Source organism: Corynebacterium sp. KPL2850 (assembly GCF_040225855.1).
Lineage (GTDB): Bacteria > Actinomycetota > Actinomycetes > Mycobacteriales > Mycobacteriaceae > Corynebacterium.
The window spans coordinates 1-4,009 of record NZ_JBEHFV010000058.1 but is presented as its reverse complement, the minus strand read 5'-3'; the positions used below and the strand labels follow the sequence as shown (position 1 = coordinate 4,009).

Sequence of the window (4,009 nt, the reverse complement as noted above, 5' to 3'; positions counted from 1 at the left end):
AACCGAGACTTCGGCTATACTGACCAAAGCAGCATAGCTAGCCCCCGATGTGTCCACTTTCCGGGGGTCGGGCCCAGCTGCGTAAAGCCACCCGCAACAGGGTGCAGTTCACTAACGATGAATCCGCGCTCAAGACGCTGTGGTTGATGATCTGCAACATTGAAGACAAACGAGCCGCAAAGAGAGCGAAACAAGGCAAACGAGCCTCGGCTACCGCCAGCAGGCTCGTGGAAGGAGCCCGAGTTTCCGGCTGGAAACAAGCCATCAACCAAATGGCCGTAGCCTTTCCCGCCCGCTTCGACAAATACCTATAAACCTAGCCCCACACACAAACAACTTGACACGCTCTTCACTGCTGAACTCTTCTGGGGAAAAACTCTGGGTAATAAGAAACGCTTCATTTTTCCGAGCCGTGGCAGCACCGTGCACCCAGTTCAGTCCTTTCGTGCACCAGGCCTTAGGCGAGGATGCCGCATCGAGCGAGAAGTACGTCATGTGTGCCGCACGTTGGTTCTCTTCCCGTGCGTCCTCTCCCCGGCCGTAGGCGGCATAGATCACCGCACCCATAGCGTGCGTAGACCGCGATACTTGCACCACGCTCATCGAGGCACCACCGCCAACATATTGGCCTCAGTCATACTGACGATGCTGTCCATTGACTCGTGAGAATGAGCAATCATAGACAGCACCTTGCGCAGAGAATCCACGACCTCTTCCGGCACGCCTCCGGCGTTAAGATGCCGCGCGATCTGGTTGAGGTTATTGCCCTGGCGGGCAAACTCAGCCAGCAGCTTCTCCAGTGATGGATCGCGCACACAGTACACGTGCTCGACTTGAGGTTTCTCACTAAGGCAGAGAAACCTCAGAGCCTTGCGCAGCACCTCGCTGGAGGAGTCCCCGAGATAACTCGTGGCCTCCTCCAGCAGACGCACCTCCGCATCTGATAGGCGCACTGTTACTCGCTTACTCATAACAGCGCCTCCTTCCTGATTGCTCCGTTGCTTGGGTCTGATGCCGACTTTGTCGGCAACAGACCGGACATGTTCACTCGGTCGTTCATCGGTTCCTCCCGGCTACGCTCATGGGCGCGAAGCGCCCATTTCGCTGGCCAGGGGCGTAACCGATTTCCCTCCCTCGCAAACATGCGGCAAGCAAACCCCTGCGTCTGACGACTCCGGGGCGACCGCGTTGCGGTCGGCTTGCCAGGGAGGGCGCTACGCCCCTCCCCAGACCCCACCCAGTTGGGCACCGAACAACGACACATCAGACCCACCCCTGGGACTGATGCGTGCCGTTTGAGTAGCCGCCTTCGGAACCGTTATAGGTTCCAGAAGGCTCGCTACCCTCGGTGCCTGCCGAGTCGGAAGCGGCCCCGCCTTCCGACTCTAAGCCGAGCGCATCCGCGCCCGGCTCCCGGTCAAAAACCGCGTCCAGGAACTCTGTGACTGTGCGGTTTTTGAACCCGGCGAAATCGCCCTCTTCGTTGTCGATTTCGAGAAGAAGGGTGCCCAGTTCCTCGCGCACCTTCCGTTCCGCTTCACGCTTCTTCTTGGCGATTCGCCGACGCTTCCGTTGAGCCTCTTTCTTAATCTCCTGGCGCTTCTTTTCGGCATCCCTCTGAGCCTCCTCAGCCAGCCCATCGACGGTGCCTAATTCCGCAAGAGCCTTCTTAATGGACGTGGCTACCTTAGAATCGGTCATAACTTAAAACTCCACTTCGTAATCGTCATTTTCTGGTTCTGCCTTCGTGCTCTCTTGTGGCACAAACGGCGTGAACTTCCGCGTCGGGTTCCAGGCCCCGTTAATAGCCTCCCTGCGCCGCTGGCGTTCCGCCTCCTGGGCGCGAATGCGCCCCAGAGACTCCCGGCGCTTGCGCTCTTCCTCGCGCTTCTTTTTATGCTCTGCTTCCTGCTCAGCTTCACGCTGACGCGCAGCCTCGCGCTCTGCAGCTAGCGCTTCCTCACGCTTAGATTCCGCGATCATCTCTTGCAGTTCTTCCACCGAGGGGGCCTCTCCCTCGGTGGAAATATCCGGCATCGCTGCCACGGCATCGCGGGCCTTTTGAGCTTGCGCGGTATACTCCGCTGCTATCGCTTCCAGGCCGTCGAGGCCGCTCGAGAGTTTGCCAAAATCTGCCCCTATAAGCCTCGCGATATTTACCGAGGCCCGCTGTTCTTGGTTCACCAAAGCCTCTGCCTTTCTGTACTAGGTGACTAATATCTACGCGGGTTATTACCCACAGCATTAACGTCTCTGTGACGTTAAAACCGGCTAGGGAGGGCTACGAGTAAGCGGCATAGCAACCCCCTACTTACACTCAGACCAGTTCTCGCCAGGGCCAGCTGCATCGGCAAGAACCGGGATACTTATTCCGTCTGCTGCGGGCAGCTGCACTGACTCAAAAGCCTCAAGCACGCACTGCTTGATCTCCCCCGCACGCTCACGTGGCACAGAGAGAACAATCTCGTCGTGGACGAAGATGCGCACCATCTCTAGCACCTCCTTCGGGAGGTTGAGAACGCCCTCCAGGAACACGTCACGCGCTGTGCCTTGACCGTATGCAGCCGGTGCTTTGGTATAAGCCCTATCTCGTGCGACAGCTACACGACGACCGAAGCCGGTGGAAACCCAGCCACGAGTCTTAGCACTCTTGCGCAGATGCTCCTTGAAGGTCTCAAGCTCCGGGAACTCACTATGCAGACAGTCGAGCTGAGACCGAGCCTCAACCACAGAGATGCCAGCATGGTCGGCAAACGACTCTGGCCCCATGCCGTAGTTCGCGGCGTGGCCAAGAGCTTTAGCCTCGGGCCTGCGAGATGCATCTCCAAATACACGGATAGCCATCTCTGTATGTGCGTCACGCCCAAGCGCGAACAACTCGGCGTAGCGCGCGTCTGAAGAACCTGCTGCCATGCATCGCGCGTCGATCTGGGAGAGATCCACGCTGACAAAGACCTCATCTGCGCCGTCCGGCAGAATCATCTCACGCTGGCGAATGAGCCGCTCATCGCGCGAGCCGAAGACAGTCATTCCAGGCTTCGTGGTGCTGAGACGTCCGGTCGTCTGGCTGGAGCGGATGGATGGAAAAACGCGGTCGCCGCGCAAGTACTTCTTAATGGTCGAGGCAGGCGTCGAGGCCTGCAGCAGTGTCTCTATTTTGCTTGCCAGCTCCACCACTTCGGGGATGTCGGCGTGCTGCTCAGCCAGCTCCTTGAGTGCCTTCGCGCTGATAGAGATAGCCCCATTTACCGTGCGCGGCGCGGCCACTGTGAACCTGTCGAGGTAGTCGGCAATGGCTTGCTTACCAGCAGCTGAGGCCCACGGAGACTTACCCTCGTCAGGGATGCCGACGGTGTCGACGAGCCAGCGGCGAATCGCAGACTTTGTCTGCTCTTCCTCACTGAGGAAGGCGTCGACCTTGGCAGTGTCCACCCGGATTCCCTGGGCCTCCACGACGGCGAGGGCGTGCATCTTCTGATGTTCGCGGCGCAGGTAGTCATCACTGACGACCTCGCCGAAAGTAAGGAGGAGCTTGTCATACACCGCGACGTTGGCGCGGACATCTTGCAGGGCGTAGGCGACGTAGTCGGCATTGTCAGTGGGGATCCTGTCGAAGCCGCCATACTGCTTAGACAGCGTCTTCAGCGCGGCTTCACCGTCACTGAGCAGCTTGCCGTCAACGCCGCAGCGGGACGCGACAGCGTCGAGGTTGTACTTGAGCCGTTTATCTCCGCCAGCGGCCAGCCGGGCCATCACCAGCGTGTCGCGGACCTTATCGGCTACGACCAGGGCTTCCACATCCAAGCCATAAAGACGGTGCAAAGCGGGGAGATCGAACTGTAGGATGTTGTGGCCCACGACGATGTCGGCACGCTCTAGCAGTGGAATCAGCTCACCAGTGATGTCGGTGGTGGCGACAGGCTCCGCACCGTTGGGACCTGACCCCCAGATGGTGGACACCTTGAAACCAGCATCTCGCTGGGGAAGTGAGGTACCTTTCCACCATGCC

The 4,009-nt window shown here is 59.0% G+C and carries 4 protein-coding genes and 1 pseudogene; 1 reads left to right on the top strand and 4 read right to left on the bottom strand.

Translation table 11 applies throughout. The annotated features are described in order from the left end of the window. Positions 1 to 71: 71 nt before the first annotated feature. A pseudogene (locus tag ABRP93_RS11465) lies at positions 72 to 314 on the top strand (IS256 family transposase); the annotation flags it as partial. A gap of 285 nt (positions 315 to 599) precedes the next feature. On the opposite strand, the gene mobC reads toward ABRP93_RS11465, so the two are convergent. The 4 genes from mobC to ABRP93_RS11445 all read right to left on the bottom strand — a co-directional run. Then, entirely contained in the window at positions 600 to 971 is a 372-nt protein-coding gene (gene mobC, locus ABRP93_RS11460) for a plasmid mobilization relaxosome protein MobC (RefSeq protein ID WP_349888003.1), read from the bottom strand. 292 nt (positions 972 to 1,263) lie between these two features. After that, complete coding sequence (locus tag ABRP93_RS11455; protein WP_349888002.1) at positions 1,264 to 1,701, bottom strand: hypothetical protein; 438 nt, start codon at positions 1,699 to 1,701, stop codon at positions 1,264 to 1,266. 3 nt (positions 1,702 to 1,704) lie between these two features. Next, complete coding sequence (locus ABRP93_RS11450; protein WP_349888001.1) at positions 1,705 to 2,184, bottom strand: hypothetical protein; 480 nt, start codon at positions 2,182 to 2,184, stop codon at positions 1,705 to 1,707. 123 nt (positions 2,185 to 2,307) lie between these two features. Further along, on the bottom strand, positions 2,308 to 4,009 hold a 1,702-nt coding region (locus ABRP93_RS11445; RefSeq protein WP_349888000.1), incomplete at its 5' end, for a DNA polymerase.

Coding starts and splice junctions, on each gene's coding strand:
- ABRP93_RS11455 (WP_349888002.1), bottom strand. CDS start 1,701: ATGACCGATTCTAAGGTAGCCACGTCCATTAAGAAGGCTCTTGCGGAA.
- mobC (WP_349888003.1), bottom strand. CDS start 971: ATGAGTAAGCGAGTAACAGTGCGCCTATCAGATGCGGAGGTGCGTCTG.